Origin of the sequence: Gracilibacillus alcaliphilus, from assembly GCF_016909015.1 — a bacterium.
GTDB classification, from domain to species: domain Bacteria; phylum Bacillota; class Bacilli; order Bacillales; family Amphibacillaceae; genus Gracilibacillus; species Gracilibacillus alcaliphilus.
In genome coordinates, this window is record NZ_JAFBFA010000002.1 from 223,545 (window position 1) to 246,565 (window position 23,021).

The window sequence follows — 23,021 nt, forward strand, 5'->3', positions numbered from 1 at the left end:
ATATGATGAAAAAAAGTTGGTTTCTGATTATGGTATTACTGTTGATAACAGTAGTGTCCGCTTGCAGTAATAGCAAGGAAGCAGAGGGAGCAATGGAAATAGAGGATCAAAACACCGAAGAAGTGGCAGAAAAGACTGCAGAGAAAGAATTAACTATTTATATTGTCCGTCATGGAAAAACGATGTTAAATACGACCGATCGTGTACAAGGTTGGTCGGACGCCGTACTAACACCGGCCGGTGAAGAAATTGTCACACAAGCAGGTATTGGTCTAAAAGATATTGAATTTCAACAGGCATATAGCAGTGACAGCGGAAGAGCTATTCAAACAGCAGAGATTATTATCGAAGAGAATGACGCTTCTTCTGATCTTGATTTGGTAACGGATGAGCGTTTTCGTGAATTCAACTTCGGTACGTATGAAGGAGATCTAAATCATACAATGTGGCAGGATATTGCGGATTCTCAAGGAATCACTTTAGATGAATTCTTAGAAACACTTACGCCGGAGATGTTTGCCGATAGTGTGGCAGCACTTGATAAAGGAAGAGATGAAGAAGGACTTAATTGGCCGGCAGAAGACTATCAAACGATTACCGACCGCTTAAAGGCTGGTTTTGATGAATTGGTGCAAAAAGAGTCGGAGCAATCTGGGTCCAACAATATTTTATTGGTTTCTCACGGGCTAAGTATTTCCGCTTTATTGGATACTTATTTTGATGATTTCAAGATACCGGCAGGCGGATTGGAGAATGCGAGTGTATCGGTGGTTAAATATAAAGATGGCGAATTTACACTAGATACGGTGAATGATATGAGTTATGTAGAAAAAGGCAAAGAATAAGGCCAATTATGATGCTGGGCACATGATTATTGTTGTGCGCAGCATTCTTTCTTATGGAGAAAAACTAACTGCAATGTTTATCCAATTATGTGATAAAATATAAGCAGTATAATTGAAACAAGACACGAATTTTTTGAATACACATTTTTAGTGAGAATAAACTCAACTTTTTGTTAGAAAAAATCAGAAAAGGTTGGTTTTAGTGATGATCATAAAAAAAGTATTAAATAATAATGTCGTAATGACAGAGAATCATCAAGGGCAAGAAGTAGTTGTGATGGGGAAAGGTTTGGCGTTCCAAAAAAAAGCAGGGCAAGTTATTGAAGAAGATAAGATAGAAAAAATATTTAAATTAGAAGATCAAACGATTTATGACAAGTTAATCGAGCTGCTTAAAGATACCCCGGAAAAATACTTAGAGTTAGCGGATAAGGTTTTGCAATATGCAACCTCACAGCTGCCTTATAAATTAGATGAGTATTTGTACATCGCATTAACGGACCACTTACATTTTGCGATCAGCAGATATAAGCAGGGTATCGAATTAAAGAATGCCTTGCATTGGGAAATTCGTAAATATTATAAAGAAGAATACCGTGTTGCACTACATGCCTTAGATATTATTGAGGAAGAAGCGAATGTAAGATTTGCAGAGGATGAAGCGGCCTCTATTGCTCTGCATTTAGTAAACAGTCAATTAAGTGACGGGCATATCGATGAAACGATCCAAATCACGAAAATGGTAAATAATATATTAACGATTGTCAGATATCACTATCAAGTTCCATTAGATGAGGATTCAGTCAGTTATGATCGTTTCCTTACTCATTTACGCTTCTTTGCTTTACGATATGTGAGAAAAGAAGTCGCAGAAGGTCAACAGACGGATGATTTTTTGCTGGAGCAAGTAAAGAGCAAGTATCAAGAAGCTTATCGCTGCAGTGAAAAGGTAGCCAAATATGTCGAAAAAGATTTTAATTGGGTAATAGGTGATGATGAAAAAATTTATCTTACACTCCATATACATCGTGTTACTCAGCGGTTACAATAGTAAGATCTCATTAGCAAAGTGCGTTAATTTGTTAGAAAAGCGATAGCTGCTCTTGTGTTTGCTATGTTATATGTCAGACTATAATGGCTGATTGCATAACTAAAGTGATATCTTCTAAATGAAGGACAGGCTAGGTGATGGCAACAATGGACATTCAACGATTGGCACAGAATATTATCCGCTATGTTGGAGGAGAAGACAATGTACAGTCACTGGTGCATTGTACCACTCGTCTTCGTTTTAAGCTGGCAGATGACAAGAAAGTAAATAAAACGGCTCTTCAACAGCTTCAAGGGGTTATTCAAGTCATTCATATGGCTGGGCAGTTTCAATTAGTGATTGGTAATGAAGTGTATGATATATACCGGGAAATTTTGCGGCAGACGAATATTGACAGCAGCCGGCATAATACCAGTATACTGCAAGGCAGTCTGTTCAATCGGGCAATTGATACTATTTCCGGTATCTTTATTCCGCTGTTAAGTGCACTTGCTGGTGCAGGAATACTGAAGGGGTTACTATTATTAACAGTTAGTTTAGGTTTAATCGAGGAGTATACAGGAACTTATCGTATTTTACATGCTGCGGCAGACAGTTTATTTTATTTTTTACCAATGTTATTAGCGTATACCGCTGCCAAGAAGTTCCAGGCAGATCCAATTGTAGCGGTAGTCATAGCTGGTGCTCTGCTGTATCCTGATTTAGTTGAGGCTTATCAATTGCAAGAAAATCTAACTTTTTTTGGCATTCCTATTATTTTGACTAATTATGCAACCTCTGTTATTCCGATTATTATTGCTATTTATGTGATGTCAAAACTGCAACAGCTGTTAAATAACTGGGTGCATGTCACGATAAGAACTTTTGTCGTTCCTTTGCTGCTCATCGCTATCATGGTGCCATCGACATTACTGATATTTGGTCCAATTGGCACCACACTGGGCAATATGATGGCGATTGGCTATATGTATGTGTATGATAACAGTGCTTTTTTTGCCGGCGTGACGATCGGTTTCTTCTGGCAGATTTTAGTTATATTTGGCTCGCATTGGGGGATTACACCCATCGCATTTAATAATATAAGCCATTATAGTATGGATACGTTGACAGCCATGCTGACTCCGGCAGTATTTGGACAAGCGGGTGCTACACTGGGAGTATGGCTGAAAACAAAGGATAAAAAAATGAAACAAATTGCTGGACCGGCCGCTTTTTCCGGAATTTTGGGAGTAACCGAACCTGCTATTTATGGGGTAACATTACGTTTGAAAAGGCCATTTTTTATTGGCTGCTTCGCTGGTGCCTTAGGGGGAGGTTTAGCAGGGTTAGCCGGGACATCCGCTAAATCGATAGCACTTCCAGGGTTAGCGTCTTTGCCGGTATTTCTTGGGGAGGGCTTTCTGCTTTTTCTAGTTGCGATAGTGGGTAGTTTTCTCTTAGCTGTCATTCTCACTTATTTCTTTGGTCAAGTGGATAGGAAGGAAACGGTGCATGAAACTAAGACAGAAGCAAAAAATCACAGCGTAATTAATAAATTAGAGATAGTCAGTCCTTTACAAGGTGCTGTTATCCCATTAAGTGAGGTGGATGACGCTGTCTTTTCGTCTGGGGCAGCTGGAGAAGGAGTTGCTGTTATCCCTGTGAAGGAGACCGTACGAGCGCCGATTTCTGGCACTGTCACTGCACTATTTCCCACACATCATGCACTAAGTATTACTGCTGAGTCTGGTGTGCAAATACTTATTCATCTAGGAATCAATACGGTTCAGTTAGAGGGGAAGTATTTTATGATGGAGGTTCAGGCTGGCGACCAAGTGAAGCAAGGAGATAAGATCGGCAGTTTTGACTTAGCAAGTATTGTCGATAAGGGCTACAACATGACGACGCCTATTGTTATCACCAATAGTGATTCCGATATGGAAATTTTTATTACCGAAGCAGAAAATATTACGTTTAATGAGACATTGCTTACTGTGATGAAATAGTTACTTTGAAAAGATAAGCATAACAATCCCATTTGTCTAAGGCTATTTAAAGAAGAAGGAAGCAGCCGTATACGAACTATTCCATATACTAAAGCGGGAAAGCCTATCTATGGGCTTTCCCGTTTGCATAAGATCAGGTGTGCATCTAGGTGCTATATCCCACAAAAATAAGTCTAGTTATCACTTGAAACTTGGAGAAATAAAAATTTTTATCCCTCTTTTTGCGGGACTGACTTTAGCATATCTTTGATGGCATAAGCAACCCCATTTTCCTCGTTTGATTTCGTCACATAGTTACATACTTCTTTGATTGCTGAATCAGCGTTTCCCATTGCTACCCCATGGCCGGCCATTTGCAGCATGGTCATATCATTGTAATTGTCACCAATTGCCATGACGTCTTGCATATCAATCCCTTTGCTGGCAGCAAAGGCTTCTAAAGCAAATCCTTTTTGGGCAGCCGAATGGTTGAATTCCAAGTTCAATTCACCAGAAGAAGTAATAGCTATATCATTTGCTTCTACAAAATGATCACGTACATTTGCCAATGCGGCCTCCTCCAAAGAGAAGGCTAATATTTTATATACTTCGATATCTGTTTCGGCAAATAAAGCAGAGAAGTCTTTCATGACAGAAATTTCCTCATCTTGAAAACGCTTGATTGCCCATTGGCGCATTTCTTCGACAGTCATATCTGGAAAAATAAGCTGGCCAACCTTTAGCATGACTTGGATAAACTGTTCTCGATCATAAGCGAACGTGCCTTTATTAGTGAAGACCTCAAAGTAAAGTCCATATTCTTGGCAAACTTGCTGAATCTTTTTACAAGCATCTATTTCCATCGGTTTAGATAAGAATAACTCACCATTCTCGTCGATAACTTTAGCACCATTTAGACAAAGAATTGGGCATGATAAACCAGCTTGCTCTACCGGTTTTCGCGCTGAATCATAGGATCGGCCAGTAGCAACCATGATTTCTACCCCTTGTTCCTGTGCTAATAAGAGCGCCTCTTTGTTTTCCTGACTGATTTGATGATTCTCGTTTAATAATGTCCCATCTAAATCTGTTGCTATTAATTTCATAAGTACCTCCAATAAGCTGATTTACCTCTCTATCATACTACAAAAATAGAGAAAATGGTTGCCAAAGCTATTGCCATTCTAATATAACGGACAATAAGTGCCTAAACAGGTCTCGTTTGTATATTATCCTTATGCTTGAAATGTAGTAGATGGGCGTCTGGAAGAATTGCTGAATAGAGGCAAGGGAGGATTGGAAGAAAACAAGTCTATTACCAGACGCAAAAAATAACAGACTCTACCAACAGGCATGTTAGAGTCTGAGTAAAGAATTTAACTGAGTTGCATCGATGTAATACATGTTGCATCATCTTCATATGTAGACAAAGGGGCTTCAACTTCTTTGCCGTCAAAGGAAATTTTTGCATTAAATGCTTGATTCCTTGGCAGCCAGATATCAAAAAAGCCATTGTCAAAGGATTCAATGGTTTCATCGATAATCACATTTCCATCAACATCTTCAATATAGACATCAAAAGCAGTGTTGGCTAATTCTCCTTGACAGCCGGTTAAGCTGTGATATGTACAAGGGTGTGTTTCTTCTACAAAAGGAGCAATCGAAACAAAGAACTCATCTTCTGGTAACTCATATTGTTCTTGTTGTTCCCCGTTGTCTACAAGTAACTGAGTAGCGTTGACAGAAGCTGAAACAGCTTCTTTTTGGTCAGTGCTATAGTCGTTTATTAATGATTTTATGTCTACCTCAGCTGACTGTTCTCCGTTATTACATGCTGCCAAAAATATCAATAACATCATACATAGAAAAACAAAGCGATTTTTCAAATAGACAACTCCTATCATGGATTGATTTAGTACTATTATAGCATGCTGTATCACAGAAGAGCGGCTGTTCACAGGATTGTAAAGAATAACAAGAGGGAATTGGGATTTCATGGATAACAGTGTATATCTGGGCATAATGGTTTTGAACAAATAAAAAAACGCACCTGTTTAACAAGTGCGCTTTCCTATCAGTCTCCGTTAAAGATGGAATTTTTCACAATCACGTAATCAACAGTGCCAATGGCTTCTAGTGTTTTGCCACCAGCATAAGAAATGGAGGATTGTAAATCTTGTTCCATCTCCGTTAAGGTATCTTGCAGATTACCTTTATGTTCCACATGCATTTTCTTACCTTCGACGTTTTTGCGCTCACCTTTTTGGAATTCAGAAGCAGAACCGAAATACTCTTTATACAGCTTACCATTGATTTCGATCGTTTCTCCTGGAGATTCTTCATGTCCGGCAAATAAAGAACCGATCATAACCATCGAAGCACCAAAACGTACAGATTTCGCGATATCACCATGGGTACGAATACCACCGTCCGCAATAATCGGCTTTGTTGCTGCCTTAGAACACCATCTTAAGGCTGCTAATTGCCAACCACCGGTACCGAATCCAGTTTTTATTTTAGTAATACAAACTTTACCAGGTCCAATCCCGACCTTGGTAGCGTCTGCCCCTGCATTTTCTAATTCTCTTACTGCTTCAGGTGTTCCAACATTACCGGCAATCACAAAGCTGTCTGGTAAGTGATGTTTAATATGCTGAATCATCTGAATCACGGCATTAGAATGACCATGAGCAATATCAATTGTGATATAGTCAGGAATTACCCCTTCTTGTGCCAATTCTTCAATAAATATATATTCTTCTTCTTTTACACCCACACTGATGGAAGCGATTAGATTTCTTTGCTGCATTCGCTGGGTAAATTCTTTTCTAGTTTCTGGTTGAAACCTGTGCATGATATAAAAATAACCATTTTCAGCTAAATAGGTAGCAATCTTATCATCGATAATCGTCTGCATATTAGCTGGTACTACAGGTAGACGAAATGTATGTTTGCCGAATCGAATAGAAGTATCACATTCACTGCGGCTGTCTACAATACATTTTGCGGGAACTAATTGAACATCTTCATAATCAAATACATTTTCCATTGTTTTCACCCCTGAAAAACGAACAAAATTTATATATTTGGCGAAAAATATTCGCCTTATGTAATATAATATAGTTGTCATGTTTTGTCAAGAAAGGAAACTGGTTTCGACAGTATCTTATTTTAAAAGATAAGTATATCCAATACCAGCTATTATTACCTATTTAAGAAATAACCTCAGTAGAAGATATGGAGAGCAAGGCAACCGCTGCGGCTGATCATTTCGCTTTTCGACGTACAGGACGTACTAGTGCAGACGTGGCAATTGTCGTCGCGACGTTGGTCTGCCATGGGGCATGCTCTTCAGCTAACTTTTGCCAAGGAGAGCACTTCGCAAAAGTGGATCTTCAGATCATGCGAATCCCCACGGAGTAGAAATGGTTGGTCTTCGCTAATGTTTTCGATAGGACGAATACTAGCCGTCCCATTGTTGAAAAGGCGGAGTTTCTCAGAATAATAGGAATAGCACATGGCTGCTGCAAACTTCTTTTACCGCTGCAGATGTAATTCAGCGGTATATATGTTATACTACCCTTTGGATGAAAAATTTAATCAAGTCTACTGTACATGGTAGGAGAGGTTCTAGCGACACCCTCTATAAAAAACTAAGGATAATCATGCCGAGCCTTAGGTATGATTTTTTATATTTTTTAGGGTGTGCAGAATTCTCTTTTTCCAATTGGAAAGGGGATTTTTTAATGGATAAAAATAAACGAGCGGTAGTGGTATTCAGCGGGGGACAGGACAGTACTACCTGCTTATTCTGGGCATTGGAGCGGTTTGAACATGTAGAATTAGTTACCTTCGACTACAATCAGCGGCATAGCTTGGAGATTGAGGTAGCAAAGGAAATTGCACAAGATCAGGGGTTGAAGCACTATATTCTGGACATGTCTCTGCTCAATCAATTGGCACCCAATGCGTTGACTAGGAACGAAATCGGTATAGAGGACGCCGAGGATGGCGGGGTACCAAATACATTTGTGCCAGGAAGAAACCTGCTTTTTCTTTCGTTTGCAACGATTCTAGCCAAGCAAATCAATGCGAAGCATATTATTACTGGTGTATGTGAAACTGATTTTAGCGGTTATCCAGATTGTCGCGATATCTTCACCAAATCATTAAATGTCACGTTAAACTTGTCGATGGATGAGGATTTTGTTATCCATACCCCCTTAATGTGGCTGGATAAGGCGGAGACTTGGGAACTTGCTGACCAATTGCAGGCTTTTGATTACGTAAGAGAGCGTACATTAACCTGCTACAACGGGTTGAGAGGGGCAGGCTGTGGTGAATGTCCGGCGTGTAAACTGCGCCAGCGCGGCTTAGAACAATATCTAACCAAAAGACAGGAAGTGAAGCAGTAATGTTCGGATTTCGCATTGTGGAAGAATTACAGAAACTAGATCAAGATATTAAGAGAGAACAGCTAGCTTATCACCAAAAACGGGTAATGGTAAGTAAAGAATTTACCTTTGATGCGGCACACCATCTCCATTGCTATGAAGGGAAATGTAAGAATCTCCATGGTCATACCTATAAGGTTGTATTTGGCATCAGCGGCTTTGTGGATGAAGTTGGCATAGTAATTGATTTTGGTGATATAAAAAAAATATGGAAAGAGAAGATCGAAGTGTACTTAGATCACCGCTATTTAAATGAAACCTTGCCTAAAATGAATACCACTGCGGAGAATATGGTGGTCTGGATCTTTGAACAGATGGAAAAGGCGCTTCAGGAACAGCCAAATGATAGCCGCGTCGAATTTGTTCGTCTGTTTGAAACACCTACTAGTTATGCTGAAGCAAGACGGGAGTGGATGTACGATGAGTAAGATACCTGTCTTAGAAATCTTCGGTCCCACTATTCAAGGGGAAGGCATGGTAGTTGGCCGCAAAACCATGTTTGTCCGTACAGCCGGGTGCGATTACAGTTGTGCATGGTGTGATTCCGCCTTTACATGGGACGGTAGTGCCAAAGAAGATATTCGGCTTATGACCAGTGAGGAAATATGGCTGCAGCTACAAGCAATAGGCGGGAGACAGTTTGATCATGTCACCATTTCAGGCGGCAATCCAGCTTTATTGTCCTCATTAGACAACTGTATTGATTTATTTCAAGAAAATGGTATCGAAGTAGCCTTGGAAACACAAGGAACACGTTATCAAGACTGGTTTGTAAAAATTAATGACCTGACTATTTCACCAAAACCTCCAAGTTCTAACATGAAAACCGATTGGCGTAAATTGGATTATATAATCGATCAATTAGCTCAACATGGGCGGCTGGCGTATACCAGCTTAAAGGTGGTTGTTTTTGATCGTGAGGATTTACTTTATGCAGAAAAGGTGCACAAGCGTTATCCTGAGGTATCCTTTTTCTTGCAGGTTGGTAATGATGATTTAACAGAAATCGAGCCGCAGCAGCTGTCTCGACATCTATTAAATAGATATGAATGGTTAATCGATCAAGTTGTGGCTTCGGAAAGTCTAAATCATGTACGTGTTTTGCCGCAGGTACATGCTTTGGTTTGGGGAAATAAACGCGGAGTATAAAGTGAAACTTCTTCAGTGGGGTTTCACCGCATAGGATATGCTAGTGCAGAAGTTACGAACTTAGTCCGTTTCCATTCTTCTTCACTGAACGTAAGTCGAACCAATCGGGCTGTTAGATCTCCCACTTAGATATGACGTGTTCCCTTATTTCTTGAAATAGGGGTCTTACAGCCAGCTACACTGCGGATAATAAGAGAGAAGGAGGCTTCTGCTTTCCTTCTCTTTGTCATTACTTGAGAAACAGTGTTTTTCATTAAAGTCCAAAGGAGGTGAAAATCGTACCTAGTTTTTGTTCATAAACCGTTTTTCCGGTCGTCTCATTAATAATGCGAATATTTCGGTCTACCGCAAGCCCTAAGTTAGTTGCACCAGTCCCGTGAGAATGTTCTAAATTGGTTAAGGTATAGAAATGATGATCATGCTGCTTATCTTTAAACACTAGCTTGAAGTTCTGATCTACTTTATAGCGTTTGTCATCTTCCCATTCAATCTTTTGTCCAAAACGGGAATAGAACCAATCAGGAATGTTAGGCTTATAGCCAGTGGCAAGGATCAGTTGATCCGTTTGAAATTGAAAATCTTTTCCTTGCTGCCATTGCTCAGCTTCTACTGTTAACTGTTTTCCCAATTTAGTGACCTTTTGTATCTCTGTTAAGGGCTGGATGGTAACAGGTAATGATTTCCCGCCAACCGATCGATGATAGAGCAAGTCAAAGATATGATGTAATGTGGATCCGTCAATACCATTTCGTAAGTGACCAAGGTGATCCAAGGAATCCAGCCGCTCTGGAAAGGATAATTGCTGAAAGTAATTCACATAATCCGGTGTAAAGGTTTCCTGTCCAAGCTTAGAACTATCTAATTCTAGAAAACCAGGTGAACGGGTGTACCATGCTAGTTCAAAATCATAGCGATCTTGCAATTTTAATAAATCATAAAAAATCTCAGCGGCGCTTTGACCAGAGCCAACGACTGTAATATGTTTATGTTGAATGGTGTGGTCCTTGTGATAAAGATACTGACTCGAATGATACACATCTTCCGAGTCAACATTCTCTGTGTCAATAGGAATCAAAGGAGTACTGCCAGTGCCGAGTACGACATGTTTGGTCAAATAAGAAGTGACCTCTTGTTCTTTCCAATGATTCACGACTACTTCATAGTGATCCCCATGATCGATAACATCCTGCACTGTTGATTGAAAGTGACAATTAGGCAATTCATCCGCTACCCATTTTAAATAAGCTGCATATTCTGTTCGCGGCATTTCAAACTTATGGAAAAGAAAAAAAGGATAAAGCCGATCATGGTGATGCAGATAATTAAGGAATGTATACTTGCTTGCAGGATTAGCAAAGGTGACTAAATCTGCCAGAAAAGAAACTTGAAGATCTGTACCTTCAATCAGCATTCCAGGATGCCAAGCAAACTGCCCATTTTGATCGAAAAAAATAGTTTCAAGCTCTGATCTTTCTGTTGTTAGTGCTGCCAATCCTAAATTATAAGGGCCAATTCCTATGCCGATTAAGTCATATATTTTCATAAGCAACCTCTTTTCCGTATTTTTGATCAAGAAATATTGAAGAACTGTTCGTTATATTATAAATGATTTTATTAGGATTATCATGATGGGAAATTTCTATCCGCGGGGTCTTAAAAGAGATCACAAATACCAGCACTGTGATACATTTCATTTATGAAAAGTAAGGCGGACAATATTCGGATGGATGAAAAAACACTTGATGATGCAGAGAAGCGCCTTTTCATCTGAGAGAGAGACGCTTCTTTGCTGTTTAATTGAAATATTTAGCAATCACTCGTTCAAATCGATCTCCCTGTTTATTTAACAACGTTAAATTAACAGAGACTGTTCGTTTATCTTTTCGAAAGATACGGAAAAAGGAAGTGGTTACTCTAACTTGAGAAACCCCTGCTTTCTGTTTATGGTTATCGACAGCGACGATTTCATTCCATGGCACAAAATGATGGATAAAACCATAAGTAAGGACATGAATCCCTTCTGCATCAAATTCGATGATAGGTCTCAGGTCAAATGTTTTAAAGAGACAGGCAAGCATGCCGAATATGCTGACCACGGCTAAAATCCATATAAAAGTAATTGCAGTATCGGTTAAATGCCGAGTATCATTTAATATTTGAGTGAAAATTACAAATAAAGCAAAAATAAATAATACAGTAAGGATGATTGTTTTGACACGATCGCTATAAAAAGACTCTTTTTCCAATAAGCTTAATCCTCCGTTTTACTCGGAAACTGGAATAGTAAATTCGGTATGTTCATGTAAACCATCATCATCTGTAACATGCACAACGACCTCATGATCTCCCGTCTGGGTAAATGCATGTGTAGCAGAATAAGTACCTTGTTCGGTTTCTTCTGTTTCTATCCAATCATGCGTTTCACTGCCTTCTGGAATGACTTCATAGCGAACACGTGCACCTTCATAAGGCTCATTATTCATTTGCAGTTCGACAGTAAGCACTGTCTCTTCATTGGTGGTTACATGACCCGGTTCATTTACGTGGATTTCAAAGTCAGGGTGATGATGGTGATCATGCTCATCACCATGGTCATGTGACTCTTCAGCTTCTTCATGCTTGTCATCAGACTCTGCTAGTGCTTCCCCTTCGATAGTGATCGATTTCTTAGGCATCGTATGTAGTTCACGTGCTGTTGTATGTGCATAAATTTCATAAGTTCCAGGTTGCTCAAATACTACTTCTGCTGTATAAGTCCCATCTTCATTATTGGTGGACTCAATGCTGGTTGTATTTTCTTCATCCTCGACATTCCAGTATTCGTAATACATTTCTTCCGCATCAGTTACCAGTTCCTCTTCACCATAGGTAACAGTTGATTTCAGTTCTACACTTTCACCAGTTTCTGCAGTTTCTGGCAGTTCAAAGTCTACTGCAATGCTTTGGGCTTCTTCGATAGGATCTGCTCCCGATTCATCCTCTTGGTCATTACCACAAGCCGCGATAAAGAAAATAAGGCTTATGATTAAAAAAAGTAACTTTTTCATTGTATTCCTCCTCCTCGTATAATAGTTCGTTTGATTGCGGTGTTTGTCATCTATTCAGTTTTGTAACACCTTGGGAATCATTTCTTAATGAAATTCATTATCATTGCTTAATATACTTGGATATATGAAATTAATCAATGGATAAACTGTGACAATACCGGGGGGAAAAAAGAAAAGGGAGAACAAATCGAAACAATTACTATTTACTTTTAAGCATTTTTTCGTTATAATACTTAGATCGTAATTACTATTTGGATAAATATCATAAGGGGAGTTCATATTAGTGAAGCAGATTGGGTTTACTATTACTTTATTTATATTATTATTGGCAGGTTGTGCAGCAGATACTTCCACACCCTCAGAAGGAAAAGCAGCAGATGCCTTAAAGATTTATGCCACATTATATCCGTTAGCCTATTTTGCGGAACAAATCGGTGAAGAATATGTTGATGTAGAAACGATTTTACCACCTGGATCAGATCCGCATAACTTTGAACCCACTTCAAAGATGATGGTAGATATTGCAGAAGCAGATATCTTTTTGTTTAATGGGGCAAATCTGGAAGGTTATGCAGGAGCCATTGAAGATTCTTTGGCAAATGAAGAGGTATATATGCTTGAAGCAGCCAAAGGAATATCACTGGTAGATCATGTCCATGACCATGGAGAAGAAGGACACAGCCATGATGACCATGATCATGGAGAAGAAGGACACAGCCATGATGATCACGATCATGGAGAAGAAGGACACAGCCATGATGATCACGATCATGGAGAAGAAGGACACAGCCATGATGATCATGATCATGGAGAAGAAGGACACAACCATGATGACCACGATCATGGAGAAGAAGGACACAACCATGATGACCACGATCATGGAGAAGAAGGACACAACCATGATGATCACGATCATGGAGAGGAAGGACACAGCCATGATGATCATGATCATGAGGGGCATGCACATGGGGATGAAGATCCGCATGTTTGGCTAGATCCCATTCGTTCGATTGAATTGGCGCGTCATATTAAAGATACATTAGTAGATCTTAAACCAGAGCAAGAAGAGTTGTTTGAAGCTAATTTTACTGATTTGGAAAGTCGTTTGACTGATTTAGATGAGGCGTTTCATGCTAAATTAGAAGGAACGAGTCAGCACGAAATCTTGGTAACCCATGCTGCTTATGGCTATTGGGAACAGTATGGTATTGAGCAAATTGCCATAACAGGTGTCTCCTCTACCGAAGAGCCGTCACAAAAGAAATTGGAGGAGATTATTGATCGGACAAAAGAGGCTGGAATTAAAACCTTACTATTTGAACAAAATATCGAACCAAAAGTTGCCGAAGTAATTCAATCGGAAACTAATGTTGATTCTTTGCAGCTGCACAATCTATCAGTATTGACCGATGAAGATATTAACAATAATGAAACATATTTTACGTTAATGGAAAAAAACTTAGAAGTGCTGGAACAGGCACTAAATTATTAATAACAAATGGGCAGTTACAAAATGTAAATATTGCATTTTGTAACTGCTTTTTTGTATATTGGATGGTGCTTGTTGATGGGAAAGAGTATTCACATAAGGTAGCTTTTTTCCACTTTTTACGTCGGTTTCACCAGATAGAACCATAGCATGAAAAGGGTGGAATAACCTTGGTCTCCGATTAAAAGTCAGCTCCATAAAGAGCTAAGATAACCTCAGCATCTAATCAAAAGACAACTCTCTAGAACCTAAACAACTAAGATAACCCTGGCATCTTTGCGAAACACAGCTCCTTAGAGTTTACACAGCAAAGATAATCCCGGCCTCTTTGTAAAAGCCAGCCTCTTAAAGTTTAAACAGCTAAGGTAACTCCGACATCTTATCAAAAGCTCACTTTTTGGTATTTGGAGAGATCGAAAAATCAGCCAGTCCTATGCTGCTGTTGCCATTTGTAAACTGTCTCTATCCCGTCTGCAAAGATTTATTCGCTTATTCATAAGTTAACATTCATACTCCCTGTAATATACTTAAAGTGTTTTCTAAATCAGGATTCCAATAATTAATTACTGATACTTTTTAGCAACTAAATATTGAACCATATTTATTATTTTCAATTGCATTAATATTGCATTAATGGTTTGTCTGCTTACATTACATAAATCTGCTAACTTCCCTTGAGAGATACTTTTCTTTTCACGATACTCTTTTATTCTGTTTCGCATATAAGTACCACCTCGATTGTTGTAAAACATCTTTTGCACCTGTATTGTAAAATAAGATAAGAGAGTTAGATGCTTTTTACATCTTTTGGGATTCAGGCCAGCAATTTTTCAGTAATTTGTATTTTCTTAAGCAATTATCTTGAGTTTGAGATGATTACTTGCTATGATATGAAGCGTTCTATTTGAATCAAACATTCAGTCAAATAGTCAAATACTAGAGATTCAAAGGAGTTAGAGAGAACATGGTAAAAGTAGCAGTAATATATTATAGTTCAACGGGTACAAACTATCAGATGGCGAAATGGGCAGAGCAAGCCATCATAGAAACAGGAGCAGAAGCAAAAGTAGTACGTGTAGAAGAGACGGCACCAGCTGCCGCAATTGCACAAAATCCTGCTTGGCAAAAACATCATGAAGAAACACAAGATGTGCCTGTTGCACATTCAGAAGATATTATCTGGGCGGACGCAATTATTTTCAGTATGCCTACTAGATTTGGGAATATGCCTTCACAAATTAAGCAATTTATTGATATACAAGGTGGTTTATGGGCACAAGGCAAAACAGCTAATAAAGTTGTTTCCGCTATGTCTTCAGCTTCTAACCCTCATGGCGGTCATGAAGGAACATTATTGAACTTCTATACGTCTATGATGCATTGGGGAGCGATTATTGTGACACCTGGTTATACCGATGCCTCTGCCTATACATCAGGAGGTAATCCGTATGGTACTAGTGTGACACAAAGCCAGCAAGATGGATCTATGGTAGAAGACGTAGAAGAAGCTGTAAAACACCAAGCCCGTCGTGTAGTGGAAGTGGCTAATAAAGTACATGGATAGACCAGATGCACTTTCACTTGAAAAAAAGGGGCAATTATGTCAAAGTAAGAAGTGACAATTAAACAATGATGTAGGGGGACCAGTGTTGCTGGTTGAGATAATATCCGGAAGATATAGACCCTTAGAACCTGATCTGGTTGAGACCAGCGTAGGGAACATACCTGACATTTTCTATATGAAGTGTATGTACCCTAGGCTTAACGGTCTAGGGTTTTTTCATGGCTTAATCGGTCAATATCAAAAGTTAGGGAGAGATACGATGAAAAAATTTTGGCTCGTGTTAGGTGCGATTATTTTGCTAGGAGCGGCCGGATGTAGTTCTGGGGGTGACAGTAACAATGAGGCTGGCCTCGAGAAAGTCACCTTTGTGCTGGATTGGACTCCTAATACAAACCATACTGGAATCTATGTAGCTGACGAGGAGGGCTATTTTGAAGAGGAAGGTTTAGACGTAGAGATTGTAATGCCTGGAGAAGCGGGAGCAGATCAGACTGTAGCTTCTGGACAAGCAGATTTTGGTGTAAGCTATCAAGAATCGATTACAGAAGCCAGAGTTCAGGATATTCCTTTAGTTTCGATAGCAGCCGTTATTCAGCACAATACGTCTGGTTTAGCTGCTCCGGTAGAGAAAGGAATTCAATCACCGAAAGATTTTGCTGGTAAAACATATGGCGGCTGGGGCGCACCTGTAGAAGAGGCAGTACTGGATGCACTGATGAAACAAGAAGGTGAATCAGTTAGCGATGTGGAAATAATTAATATTGGCAATACCGACTTCTTTACTGCGGTAGAGCGTGATGTTGATTTCGCATGGATTTATTACGCTTGGACAGGAATAGAAGCTGAATTACGCGGGGAAGAGATTGATATGATTTATCTGAATGAGTATTCTGATAAACTGGATTATTATACACCGGTAATCTCAACCAGTGAGAAAATGATAGAAGAAAACCCGGAAACTGTTGAGAAATTCTTAGCAGCTGTAAGTAGAGGCTATCAGTTTGCGATTGATAACCCAGCAGATGCGGCAAATATTTTGATCGAAAGTGTGCCAGATTTAGATGCCGAACTGGTAAAGGCCAGTCAAGAGTGGCTTTCTCCCAGATATCAGGATGAGGCATCTCGTTGGGGTGAGCAGTCTGCAGCAGTTTGGCAAAACTATGCCGATTTTATGTATGAAAATGATTTGTTAGAACGAGAACTAGAAGCAGATAAGGCATTTACCAATCAATTTTTACCAGAATAAAAAGGAGGAGTTAAGATGGCAGAAGCATTAGTAAGTATTCAAATTATTCCAAAGACACCGAAAGGAGAGGACTCCATCCCTTTTGTTGATGAGGCGATTGCGATTATTGAGCAATCCGGTGTGACATACCAAGTAGGACCGTTAGAAACTACCATGGAAGGGAAACTATCCGATTTGTTTGCCGTTATTGAAAAAATGAACCACCGTATGCATGAGTTAGAATGTCCAAGTGTTATTTCACAAATAAAAGTGTATTCCCGCGAGGACCAGCAAGCCTCCATGCAGGAGTTAACGAAGAAATATCAATAACAAACATGGATAAAGTGAGACTTCCCTACAAAGGGAGGTCTCGCTTTATCATCGTGTATAACATATGAGTATGGGAGTATGGCTTATGTTGAAGAAATCTTTTTTACCGTTAAGTGCTATCATTGGTTTATTGACAGCGTGGGAGACCACCAGCCGATTATTTGATATACCATCATGGATTCTTCCGGCACCGGTAGCCATTTTTCAGGAAGCGATTCAAAGTTGGGATAACTATCGACACCATTTACTATCTACGATATCACTTACTATCAGTGGATTGGTGATTGGCATTACTATCGGTATTGCTATCGCTATTATGCTGCATCTAATGCCGAGAGTACGTGAGGCCGTTTATCCTTTGTTGATTATGTCACAAAATATACCAATTATTGTATTAGCACCGCTGTTAGTTATTTGGTTCGGTTTTGGCATTCTGCCAAAGCTGTTAATTATTATCTTAGTGTGCTTCTTTCCAATTACTGTAGCCATGGTGGATGGGCTGCGTCAAACCAGTCCGGAATTGGTGCACTATATGAAAATGGCTGGGGCAAGCAAGAAACAGATATTCACCAAGCTGGAATTACCTCATGCTATTCCTCAAATGTTTTCGGGATTGAAGATTTCTGCAACCTATAGTGTGATGGGCGCAGTGATTTCAGAATGGTTAGGCGCACAGAACGGGATTGGTGTCTATATGACATTAGCCTCTTCCTCTTTCCGCACCGATCGAGTGTTTGTAGCGATATTCTTTATTATGTTATTATGTATGCTGTTGTTTGCGGTTATTTTATTGTTAGAGAAGTATTTGTTGAAATGGCGCCCTAGTCAGGAGGAATCTTCATGAGTAAATTAGTCTTGGAACAGATCGAAAAAGGCTTTGATGAACAATTGATTTTAGCTGATTTGTCATTTGGAGTAAACGATGGTGAATTTGTTTCTTTGCTGGGTCCGTCGGGAAGCGGCAAAAGCACCATCTTTCATTTAATCGGCGGACTCTATCAGCCGGATCAAGGTACGATTTACTTAAATGGCCAGGACATTGTCGGTAAAAAGGGTTCGATTAGTTATATGCCCCAAACACCTGCCTTGCTGCCCTGGCGCACGATTTTAGACAATGTCATGTTAGGAGCAGAATTAGCACATCAGCCAGATAGAAATCAAGCCATTCATATGTTGCGAAGGGCAGGACTGGCAGAGTATAGCAATCGGTATCCCCATGAATTATCAGGAGGCATGAAACAGCGGGCAGCCTTTGTACGAAGTTTATTAAGTCCACAGCCATTTATTTGTCTGGATGAGCCATTTTCTGCGCTGGATGAATTCACACGATTAGAGATGCAGAAATGGTTGTTATCAATTTGGGAAGAAGAGCGGCCGTCCGTACTATTTGTGACCCACAATATTGAAGAGGCGATTTTTCTCTCCGACCGAATTATCGTATTAGGTTCCAAGCCAGCGCAAGTAATCAAGGAATTCGACATAACATTCAACCGGCCGCGTACAGAAGATCTTACTTTAACGAATGAATTTTTAGCAATAAAAAAAGAAATTTTTCAGACATTGCGAGGTGTACTTGATGATTGACGCCCATATTCATCTGGATTGGTATCAGCCAGCTGAACGAGAACAATTAATCAACCGGCTGGAAGTGAACGGGATGATTGCTGTTTCCAATCATCTGAAAAGTTGTAAAGAGGTATGGCAGCTGGCACAACAATATCCATTTGTTTATCCTGCTTTTGGCTGGCACCCAGAACAGCCGCTGCCCTCTGATCAAGAAATAGACCAAATTTTACAGCTGATAGAGGAAAAACATCAAGAGATTATCGCGATCGGCGAGGTAGGGTTGCCTTATTATACCCAACGAGAAGATCCGTCATTAGATCCGACAGCTTATCGGATCATTTTGGAGCGATTTGTACAATCGGCGAAACAATATGACTTGCCGATCGTGCTACATGCCGTTTACCAAGATGCAGTGATTGCCTGTGATTTACTAGAAGACTATCAAATTCAACGTGCTCATTTTCATTGGTTCAAAGGCGATCAGCAAACAATCAACCGGCTGATCGATAATCAATATATGATTTCGATTACACCAGACTGTTGGTATGAAAAAGAAATCCAGGCACTAATCAAGCGATATCCATTAGAACTGATTATGGCAGAGACAGACGGACCATGGCCGTTTGAGGGGCCTTTTCAAGATCAGATGACACATCCCAATATGATCATAGAAGTGATCAAGAAGATAGCAGCATTAAAGCAGCTGCCGGCAGAAGAGGTACAGCGGCAGGTCACCAACAATACAATCGAATTTTATCGTATACATGAAAAAAATAAGCAGAAATGGAGCGAATGAAAATTCCTCCATTTTTTGTGTGACGAGAACAAACTTATATTTGACGATAACAGACTGAAGAAAAAACTTCTTTTATCCTAATGGACAGAGGGACCGGAAAAACACCTGCCCAATCCATAAGAATGAATTTTATGAACCGGGCATCCCCTCGTCTGCATCTCAGAGCTTTCATTTACATCTATGTTGGAGAATAAGCCCTATTTTCCATCGGCTGTTCTATTCCACTTACGATAATCTAATGGAGTATAACCAGTCTCTTTCTTGAACAATTTAGTGAAGTAGGAGTAGTTATCATATCCCACCCTGTCAGATATCGTATGAATAGGAAGGTTGGTATTTTTTAGCAGGTCTTTTGCGACGTCCACTCTTTTGTTAATTAGATATTGCACAAGAGGGAGGCCGGTCTCTTTTTTAAATATTTTTGCAATATAATCAGGACTTAGAAAGACGATTTTTGCCATGGTTGCTCTTGTGATATTTTCTGCGTAATGCAGGTCAATAAATTCACATATGGTTTGCACAACAGATTTTTGACTGTTGGAAAACTCAATATAATCCAGTGCCACACGTAATAAATACGAAAGGTAGATCAGTAAATCGTCTATGGAACGGGATGATTGTGTGAATAAAAAATCATGAATTTCCTTTTGAAATAATTTATTAGCAAGTATCTCTTTCTTTTTCAAATGTGTATAGATGAGTTGTTCAATATCTAGTCTAAAACTAGCAGCAATATAATCACTTACGCCATCATCGTATGCCGTCACTGTTAAGTGATGATAGCATTTATTAACAAAACTTAAGCGATTATTGGTTTCAAGGTAATTTTCTAATGCTGATAAATTAGGTTCCTTGTATTTGGGGGAAGCATTTTTAATAGATCGAACAGCAATGGTCTTATTTCTAAATTCGATCATTTCTTTTTTTGTCTGCTGAAGCTTGTGAACAGCGTCTGGCATATCAATAATAGAGGCGATTTCTCCCAGGTGACACTGAGCGTCACATCCTAGTTGCTGGTTGATATGGTTGATCACTTGATCGCATATGTTGACGCACTCGACGGGAGTGATAGAACGTTGAAGATCTAATTGTTTCAAGATAACTAAATATTCGTCTTTTGTTATCTCCAGCAAAAAGTCTAGACTCCCTATATGTGAAAAGGACTCTGCAATCATAGATTTTATAATACTATGTACATCAGTCTCTTGATCTATGATCGTTTGAATCTCTTTATTGTCCACCAACCTATAGGGAAATAAAGCAATGAAAATCGGAAGAAGCTGATCCTCGATGGAATAGTCTAACTGTCTAGAATGCAATTGTTCCTTAAGTTCAGTATGAGTAAATGGATTGCTACTGTAAAGAAAGTTATGCCAAAAATGTGTAATGATTTCTTGTTTGTTTTGTTGTAAATAATGACCTGCTTTTAAGGCATTCTCTGTCATTTGTGATTGCTGTGCTTTCTGTACAGCTTTCTTAATAATTAATTCCAGCTTATCGAATTCAATGGGCTTTAAGTAATATTCAAAACTTTGTAATTCAATAGCTTTCTGAGCATAGTTGAAATCAGCAAAATTGGTTAAGAAGATGGCTTGTACATTATATCCTCTGTCTCTAATCCATGCTAATAATTCGAGGCCGCTGCCTCGGGGCATTTCGATATCAGAAACAAGAATATCAATCGTATATTCTTCCAAGATTTCTTTTGCTTGATGAATATTATAGGCTGGATAAACATTTCTAATTCCTAATCTATCCCATTTCATTTTTTGCTGTAATGCAGAAATGACAAATCGATCATCATCAACGATTAACACGTTCATAGCATATTCTCCTTCTGAGGTAAAATGATTTGAATGACTGTACCACCATATAGATTATTAGAAAAATCAATGGAGAAGTCTTTCCCGTATAGTAACTGAAGCCTTTGAATCACATTATGAATTCCAATCTGCTTACCATCCCCTGTTGTTAATGGAATATTCTGTTTGAGCTTGGTCAAGATAGCTTCAGGAAAACCAGGGCCATTATCTTTTAATTTGATTTGAATAGCTTGTTTGTTATCGACATAGTGTATTTCTATCTTGATTTTTATCTGCTCCTCTGGAGAAACAGAGTATTTAACCGTATTCTCAATAAATGTTTGCAAGACTAATGGTGGTATTTTCGACTGTTCAATACCAGCGTCCATCTCGATATGGTAGTGTAAGGCATCATGATGAACCAACTTCTGGATAGATAAGTAATCCTGAACATGTTTGAGTTCATCTTCTAAGTTCACTAGATCATGTTTCGTCTGCAATAAGTAACGAAAGTATCTCGATGTAGATAATGTCATCTCCTTAATTTCATGATACATTTCCATTTGGGCCATGCTATAAATAGTTGTTAAGCAATTCAAGTAAAAGTGTGGTTTAATTTGTAATTGCATATAATCCAATTGAGTTTGTTTTTTCTCTATCTCTTGTTCATAGATATTTATTTTTAATGTTTTTACTTTGCTGATCAAATCTTTGAATTGTTTATTGCTTTTCTCCAATTCTATGATATTGCTGCTTTCAAAGTCCATCGACTCATTATTTTGGTTGATGATGCTTAGATTTTTAGAGAATACTTCAATAGGCGTAATAAGTTTATTTCTGACATAACGCAGAATGGTGAATAACATAATACTTATAATAATGATGGCAGCAATAAGTGCTAATTGTGTGATCACTCCTTTTTTGAAAGCACTAAAGTGATCAACTGTAAGGTGCAACGTAAAAGGTAGTGAGGTGTCCACGTCACGAAACACTAGTGAACTGGTTAAGAAGCTATAGGAGTGCTTCTGAGGAATGCCCAGCTCTTGATTGCTATTCGGTAAAAAGCCAAGTTTGCTATATTCAATCCACATATTACCATCGCTGCCTAGTTCAATATCTTGTAATGGCAGTAACAGGTCATCAACCGAAATAATCGAAATAAATACTCGGTTCTCATACTCCAATAAATGATATAAGAAATACTTCCCATTTATAATTAAAGGATACCAAGACTTAATATTTTCATAACGATACAGTCCATTGATATTTCTCATAAAGTAGTCTTTCATTTCCAGATAATCGGTATAATTTATTTGAAGGGTTGAGCTATTAAAAAAAATATTTTCTTCCTTTAACAATAAAAAAAATTGATATTCCTTTCCTGAGGTGTATTGGAAATCATTCACCCTCGATCGGAATTGTTTGATGCCTTTAGAAAGGTCTGCAATGCCATCAGCTTGCTCTATATCGGTGATCAGGGGCTCATTTTTAACCGTCCATACCATAAAATGGTCCATTGCATTGAGTTTCTGTAATGTGTCATCTAAATAGAGATTGATGGTATTGGTAATATAGTCGATATTTTGCTGTCTTGTTGTATAAATGGTGAAAAAACTTACAAATACATTAATGATTAATATGAGACACAAGACGATTAATAGTATTTTTGAATAATAATTAACTGAATGTGAAGTATTTCTTTTCCTGTTCCAGCACAAATTTCTCAGCTCCTAGTCGTG

The 23,021-nt window shown here is 38.9% G+C and carries 21 protein-coding genes, 1 pseudogene and 2 riboswitches; of the genes and pseudogenes, 13 read left to right on the plus strand and 9 right to left on the minus strand.

The features are described 5' to 3' along the window. The first annotated feature begins 5 nt into the window (after positions 1-5). The 3 genes from JOD18_RS02835 (at position 6) to JOD18_RS02845 (ending at position 3,881) form a co-directional block, all read left to right on the plus strand. Positions 6-845: a histidine phosphatase family protein gene (locus tag JOD18_RS02835; protein WP_204667415.1), complete on the plus strand. Its 840-nt coding sequence runs from the start codon at positions 6-8 to the stop codon at positions 843-845. Positions 846-1,050: 205 nt separating this feature from the next. Further along, positions 1,051-1,896 carry a BglG family transcription antiterminator LicT gene (gene licT / locus JOD18_RS02840; protein WP_204667416.1) on the plus strand — a complete coding sequence of 282 codons (846 nt, stop codon included), beginning with the start codon at positions 1,051-1,053 and terminating at the stop codon, positions 1,894-1,896. Positions 1,897-2,042: 146 nt separating this feature from the next. After that, positions 2,043-3,881 carry a beta-glucoside-specific PTS transporter subunit IIABC gene (locus tag JOD18_RS02845; protein ID WP_204667417.1) on the plus strand — a complete coding sequence of 613 codons (1,839 nt, stop codon included), beginning with the start codon at positions 2,043-2,045 and terminating at the stop codon, positions 3,879-3,881. Positions 3,882-4,090: 209 nt separating this feature from the next. Here the strand turns inward: JOD18_RS02845 and JOD18_RS02850 are convergent, their stop codons facing one another. The 3 genes from JOD18_RS02850 to guaC form a co-directional block, all read right to left on the minus strand. After that, complete coding sequence (locus JOD18_RS02850; protein WP_204667418.1) at positions 4,091-4,966, minus strand: Cof-type HAD-IIB family hydrolase; 876 nt, start codon at positions 4,964-4,966, stop codon at positions 4,091-4,093. Positions 4,967-5,236: 270 nt separating this feature from the next. Further along, positions 5,237-5,746, minus strand: coding sequence for a CueP family metal-binding protein (locus JOD18_RS02855; protein ID WP_239587876.1), 510 nt, complete (start codon positions 5,744-5,746; stop codon positions 5,237-5,239). Positions 5,747-5,934: 188 nt separating this feature from the next. Beyond that, on the minus strand, positions 5,935-6,909 hold the full coding sequence (guaC, locus tag JOD18_RS02860) for a GMP reductase (protein WP_204667419.1): 975 nt from the start codon (positions 6,907-6,909) through the stop codon (positions 5,935-5,937). A gap of 569 nt (positions 6,910-7,478) precedes the next feature. Next, a riboswitch (PreQ1 riboswitch) is annotated at positions 7,479-7,523 on the plus strand. An 83-nt stretch (positions 7,524-7,606) separates the two neighbouring features. Here guaC and queC point away from each other — a divergent pair. Genes queC through queE form a run of 3 tightly spaced genes read left to right on the plus strand, consistent with a single transcriptional unit; the run spans position 7,607 to position 9,463 of the window. Next, positions 7,607-8,275 (plus strand): 7-cyano-7-deazaguanine synthase QueC, encoded by a 669-nt coding sequence (gene queC, locus JOD18_RS02865; protein WP_204667420.1) that lies wholly within the window; start codon positions 7,607-7,609, stop codon positions 8,273-8,275. Next, positions 8,275-8,742 carry a 6-carboxytetrahydropterin synthase QueD gene (gene queD / locus JOD18_RS02870; RefSeq protein WP_204667421.1) on the plus strand — a complete coding sequence of 156 codons (468 nt, stop codon included), beginning with the start codon at positions 8,275-8,277 and terminating at the stop codon, positions 8,740-8,742. The genes queC and queD overlap by 1 nt, the downstream gene beginning before the upstream one ends. Then, complete coding sequence (gene queE, locus JOD18_RS02875) at positions 8,735-9,463, plus strand: 7-carboxy-7-deazaguanine synthase QueE (protein WP_204667422.1); 729 nt, start codon at positions 8,735-8,737, stop codon at positions 9,461-9,463. Before queD ends, queE begins: the two co-directional genes overlap by 8 nt. 253 nt (positions 9,464-9,716) lie before the next feature. On the opposite strand, the gene JOD18_RS02880 is transcribed toward queE, so the two are convergent. From JOD18_RS02880 to JOD18_RS02890, 3 genes are all read right to left on the minus strand, one after another. Beyond that, positions 9,717-11,006 carry a lysine N(6)-hydroxylase/L-ornithine N(5)-oxygenase family protein gene (locus JOD18_RS02880; protein WP_338029481.1) on the minus strand — a complete coding sequence of 430 codons (1,290 nt, stop codon included), beginning with the start codon at positions 11,004-11,006 and terminating at the stop codon, positions 9,717-9,719. Between the two features lie 250 nt (positions 11,007-11,256). After that, a complete protein-coding gene (locus tag JOD18_RS02885) occupies positions 11,257-11,709 on the minus strand; it encodes a hypothetical protein (protein WP_204667424.1) in 453 nt (150 codons plus the stop codon). A gap of 18 nt (positions 11,710-11,727) precedes the next feature. Beyond that, a complete protein-coding gene (locus JOD18_RS02890; RefSeq protein WP_204667425.1) occupies positions 11,728-12,510 on the minus strand; it encodes a FixH family protein in 783 nt (260 codons plus the stop codon). Positions 12,511-12,793: 283 nt separating this feature from the next. Between JOD18_RS02890 and JOD18_RS02895 the strand changes: the two genes are divergently transcribed. Then, positions 12,794-14,002, plus strand: a complete 1,209-nt coding sequence (locus tag JOD18_RS02895; RefSeq protein WP_204667426.1) for a metal ABC transporter solute-binding protein, Zn/Mn family — start codon at positions 12,794-12,796, stop codon at positions 14,000-14,002. 620 nt (positions 14,003-14,622) lie between these two features. Here JOD18_RS02895 and JOD18_RS24130 read toward each other — a convergent pair. Further along, a pseudogene (locus tag JOD18_RS24130) lies at positions 14,623-14,721 on the minus strand (helix-turn-helix transcriptional regulator); the annotation flags it as partial. A 242-nt stretch (positions 14,722-14,963) separates the two neighbouring features. Between JOD18_RS24130 and wrbA the strand changes: the two are divergent. The 6 genes from wrbA (at position 14,964) to JOD18_RS02930 (ending at position 19,480) form a co-directional block, all read left to right on the plus strand. Beyond that, entirely contained in the window at positions 14,964-15,563 is a 600-nt protein-coding gene (gene wrbA, locus JOD18_RS02905; protein WP_204667428.1) for an NAD(P)H:quinone oxidoreductase, read from the plus strand. A gap of 62 nt (positions 15,564-15,625) precedes the next feature. Further along, positions 15,626-15,735: riboswitch (TPP riboswitch) on the plus strand. Between the two features lie 87 nt (positions 15,736-15,822). Next, entirely contained in the window at positions 15,823-16,809 is a 987-nt protein-coding gene (locus JOD18_RS02910) for an ABC transporter substrate-binding protein (RefSeq protein ID WP_204667429.1), read from the plus strand. 15 nt (positions 16,810-16,824) lie between these two features. Further along, positions 16,825-17,118 carry a thiamine-binding protein gene (locus JOD18_RS02915; protein WP_204667430.1) on the plus strand — a complete coding sequence of 98 codons (294 nt, stop codon included), beginning with the start codon at positions 16,825-16,827 and terminating at the stop codon, positions 17,116-17,118. A gap of 85 nt (positions 17,119-17,203) precedes the next feature. Further along, positions 17,204-17,962 (plus strand): ABC transporter permease, encoded by a 759-nt coding sequence (locus tag JOD18_RS02920; RefSeq protein WP_204667431.1) that lies wholly within the window; start codon positions 17,204-17,206, stop codon positions 17,960-17,962. Continuing rightward, on the plus strand, positions 17,959-18,702 hold the full coding sequence (locus JOD18_RS02925; RefSeq protein WP_204667432.1) for an ABC transporter ATP-binding protein: 744 nt from the start codon (positions 17,959-17,961) through the stop codon (positions 18,700-18,702). The genes JOD18_RS02920 and JOD18_RS02925 overlap by 4 nt, the downstream gene beginning before the upstream one ends. Further along, positions 18,695-19,480 carry a TatD family hydrolase gene (locus JOD18_RS02930; RefSeq protein WP_204667433.1) on the plus strand — a complete coding sequence of 262 codons (786 nt, stop codon included), beginning with the start codon at positions 18,695-18,697 and terminating at the stop codon, positions 19,478-19,480. Before JOD18_RS02925 ends, JOD18_RS02930 begins: the two co-directional genes overlap by 8 nt. A 197-nt stretch (positions 19,481-19,677) precedes the next feature. Here JOD18_RS02930 and JOD18_RS02935 read toward each other — a convergent pair whose 3' ends face one another. Further along, positions 19,678-21,303 carry a response regulator transcription factor gene (locus JOD18_RS02935; protein WP_204667434.1) on the minus strand — a complete coding sequence of 542 codons (1,626 nt, stop codon included), beginning with the start codon at positions 21,301-21,303 and terminating at the stop codon, positions 19,678-19,680. Beyond that, a complete protein-coding gene (locus JOD18_RS02940; RefSeq protein ID WP_204667435.1) occupies positions 21,300-23,000 on the minus strand; it encodes a sensor histidine kinase in 1,701 nt (566 codons plus the stop codon). The genes JOD18_RS02935 and JOD18_RS02940 overlap by 4 nt, the downstream gene beginning before the upstream one ends. Positions 23,001-23,021: the final 21 nt, after the last annotated feature.